Origin of the sequence: Endozoicomonas sp. ONNA2 (genome assembly GCF_024606365.1) — a bacterium.
GTDB lineage: Bacteria > Pseudomonadota > Gammaproteobacteria > Pseudomonadales > Endozoicomonadaceae > Endozoicomonas.
Genome location: NZ_JAHHPO010000729.1, coordinates 1 through 3597 on the forward strand (window position 1 = coordinate 1; position 3597 = coordinate 3597).

At 48.7% G+C, this 3597-nt stretch carries 3 protein-coding genes and 1 pseudogene; all 4 read right to left on the reverse strand.

Annotated elements, in window-relative coordinates; all coding sequences use genetic code 11:
* Positions 1-284: 284 nt before the first annotated feature.
* Entirely contained in the window at positions 285-1139 is an 855-nt protein-coding gene (rpoH, locus tag KDK14_RS12880) for an RNA polymerase sigma factor RpoH (RefSeq protein WP_257265546.1), read from the reverse strand.
* Positions 1140-1272: 133 nt separating this feature from the next.
* The gene (gene ftsX / locus KDK14_RS12885) at positions 1273-2349 is read right to left on the reverse strand and encodes a permease-like cell division protein FtsX (protein WP_257265547.1); all 1077 of its coding nucleotides are present in this window, start codon (positions 2347-2349) and stop codon (positions 1273-1275) included.
* A complete protein-coding gene (gene ftsE / locus KDK14_RS12890; protein WP_257265548.1) occupies positions 2346-3014 on the reverse strand; it encodes a cell division ATP-binding protein FtsE in 669 nt (222 codons plus the stop codon). Before ftsE ends, ftsX begins: the two co-directional genes overlap by 4 nt.
* Positions 3015-3193: 179 nt before the next feature.
* Positions 3194-3597, reverse strand: a pseudogene (locus KDK14_RS12895) (signal recognition particle-docking protein FtsY); the annotation flags it as partial.

A 3597-nucleotide genomic window follows, 5' to 3' on the forward strand; every position in this document is an offset into this window, starting at 1 on the left:
GCTCTAGCTCCCAGTCGTGCGGCGGCAGCAAATTGGTCTAAAATTCCTCTTTTGTTCGGCAAATAGCCTGGCTACTCACCTCACAAAACCGAATTTTTATTCTCAATTTTCTGCCATACTCGCTGTGGGTACTATTCTCTAATAGCCTCCTCGGGTGATCGTTTCCGAAGAGCCCGTAGAAGAACTGCGAGCCTTACTCAGGCTTGAATAAAAGCCAACAGACCAATTTAGCTTCATAAAAAAATCGCTGTTCTGCGAGTTTATTTATGAATATTTAATCTGTGTCAGGCCTCCATAGAACCTTTCAGCTTTTTCATCGCATTCTTTTCCAGCTGACGGATACGCTCAGCAGATACTCCATACGTATTGGCCAGCTCGTGCAGCGTTGCCTTTTCTTCTGTTAGCCAACGCTTTTGCAGAATATCCCGACTCCGTTCGTCCAGCTGTGCCAAGGCATTTCTCAATCGGGCTATGGAACTATCTGACCAATCAGCGTCTTCAAGCAAGGAGGAAGGGTCCGAATTACGGTCCTCCAAGTAGTGGGCAGGTGCCTGATATGCGGTATCGCTATCATCATCTCCATAGCCATCAAAGGCGGTATCCTGGCCAGCCATTCGGCTTTCCATTTCTCGAACCACCCTGGCTTCAACACCCAGATCTCTGGCTACGGCATCTGCCTCATCGTTGGTTAACCAAGACAGACGCTTTTTAGCACTGCGAAGATTAAAGAAAAGTTTGCGTTGCGCTTTCGTGGTCGCGACTTTAACAATGCGCCAGTTACGCAGAATAAATTCGTGTATTTCTGCCTTGACCCAATGCACAGCGAATGAGACAAGTCTTACCCCAACCTCAGGGTTAAAACGCTTGACTGCCTTCATAAGGCCTACATTGCCTTCCTGAATCAAGTCCGCCAGTGGCAGGCCATATCCGGTATAGCTTTTGGCAATATGAACAACAAATCGAAGGTGGGATATTACCAGCTGACGAGCCGCTTCCAGATCATTATGAAAGAAGAGTCGCTCAGCAAGGGTCTTTTCCTGTTCAGCAGACAGCACAGCAATACTGCTGACTGACGCAACATATGCATCAATATTGCGACCGGGAATTAACATATCGACTGGTTGAAGACTGGTGCCCATAAGTGACTCCGTCAAGTTACCCTCTTAAATTAGACTTTGTTAAAATAGCTGAAGTTCAAAATAATACTAAAAAAATAACCAGAATTAGCCTGATGATCGCTATCGACTTTACAGGACATTTTCTTAAAACCGACTAATCAGGCACTAAAGCCCGAAAATGTCGATAACAGCTGCTCATTGCCCCCAAGGCACCAAACATTATTCCGGCCAACAGCAACATGCCTGAAACACCCAAACCGGGACCGGATAATACCATCTCACTATTATAAAGTCCGGCAATATTAACTATTTCCTGGCTCAAGACAGCTAATAATGAAAAAACAATAACCTGAGCCAGAATAGCGCCTATCACGCCATACCATATCCCCATATAGATGAACGGCATGGCGATAAATCCCCATGTTCCACCCACCATGCTGATAATTTTGATTTCATCGCGACGACTTTCAATACTGAGACGCACGGTGTTACTGATCACCAGAACCACAGTAAGTCCAAGAACTCCAGCCAACAGGACGGCAAGGTGTTCAAGCATTGTTAATATTGCCTGAAGCCTCTGTACCCACTGCCGATCCAGGCGGACCTGGTCAACTCCTTCCATTCGTTGATAATGGACAACGGCATCATCCAGTTGTGCAAAAGAAGCCTCACTGACGGGCAGCAGTTCAATCACGCCCGGCAATGGATTAAACCCAAGCTGGGTAATCACATCTTGCAGCCCGGCCTTTTGCTGAAATTCGTTCACCCCCTGTTCCGGTGACAGGTAGATAACTTCTTTAATCAACGGTTCTTGATGGTAATCGGCAATACGTTGATCGATAATTTTCTGGCTAACCCCATGATTGAGGTAAATTGATATTTTCGGTTGCCCGTCCCAGGCTGACCCAAGTGTCTTTACATTACTGACCAGCACAAACAGTAAAACCGGCAGGGAAAAGGCAACCGCGATCAGCAAGCTATTTAACAAACTTGCCACCGGGTTATTAAAGAGACGGTTCAGTGCATCTTTAACTACCTGTCGGTGCAGGCCAACGAAAGAATGCAGCGTCAGAGTTGCTCCTGTCTGGCGGTTGGCACCTCTTTTGTGCGCTTCTTTATGAACAGGGCTTTCCCAATTCTTGCCAGCGGTTTTGTCCCTGCCGGCCTGCTCATCCACTGTTTGCCGACGACCATTTTGCTGACGCCTGTTGTTCTTACTAAACAGACTCACTGAACCTCCTGGTCTGCAACCAGCCTGCCATGATCCAGGGTCAAAATACGGTGTCGCATCCGGGCCACCAGGGCCAGGTCATGACTGGCGATCAACACGGTAACGCCCACCTGATTGAAATTTTCAAACAGCTTCATGATTTCGGTGGACAACTGGGGATCAAGGTTTCCGGTAGGCTCATCCGCAAGCAGCAAAGCCGGACGATTCACTACTGCCCGCGCCAGACCAACACGCTGTTGTTCACCACCGGACAGAACAACGGGAGATAACTTTTCCTTGCTTAGTAACCCGACCATATCCAAGGCAGCACGAACCCTGCCAACAAAATCACCGGGAGAATAGCCTGCGATCAGAAGCGGTAAAGCGACATTTTCAAAAACAGTACGATCAAACAGCAGCTGGTGATCCTGAAAAACCACGCCAATGTTACGGCGCAGATAGGGAATCCGGCTGTTTTTAAGCGCCTGCAGATTATAACCTCCCACCCAGACCTGACCAGCGCTGACCCTCTCCAGCAACATAATCAGCTTCATCAAGGTGCTTTTTCCGGCACCAGAATGGCCTGTCAGAAAGGCAATCTCTCCCCGTCCCAGGTGAAAACTGACCTGCTCAAGACCAACATGGCCTCCCGGGTAACGCTTGCTGACACCGTCAAAGCGAATCATCCTGCTGTCCTTAATCTACCTCCGGGATGCCAGTCAAGCATCCAGGAGTCTGTCCGAGAATAGACCGCCCTTTTTCTGCTGTCCTCGCGACGAAGTCGTCTGTGCGGGGGCTATTCTCGAAAAGCCTTCTGGTTTATGAATTACTCAAAAACGACAAAGGACGTCCAATACCTGGTCTATCAACCTTCCCGGGAGAATAATGCTTTAACAAACTCCCTGGCAGAGAATGGCCTCAGGTCATCAATTTGTTCACCCACTCCCAGAAAACGGATTGGAAGCTTCATCTGTTTGGACAGTGCGAAGATCACCCCGCCTTTAGCAGTGCCATCCAGTTTGGTCAGGACCATGCCTGTTAACTGCACCGCTTCATGGAACAGACGAGCCTGGCTCAGGGCATTCTGCCCGGTACCTGCATCCAGCACCAGTAACACTTCATGAGGCGCATCAGGGTCCAGTTTCCCAAGCACCCGCTTCACCTTTTTTAACTCCTCCATCAAATGTTCCTTGTTGTGGAGGCGACCGGCAGTATCGGCAATCAATACGTCAATCTTCCGGGCTCTTGCTGCTTCGAGGGCATCAAAAA

Bases quoted from the DNA above. Each gene is read 5' to 3' on its own strand.
- rpoH (WP_257265546.1), bottom strand. From the start codon at position 1,139: ATGGGCACCAGTCTTCAACCAGTCGATATGTTAATTCCCGGTCGCAAT.
- ftsE (WP_257265548.1), bottom strand. From the start codon at position 3,014: ATGATTCGCTTTGACGGTGTCAGCAAGCGTTACCCGGGAGGCCATGTT.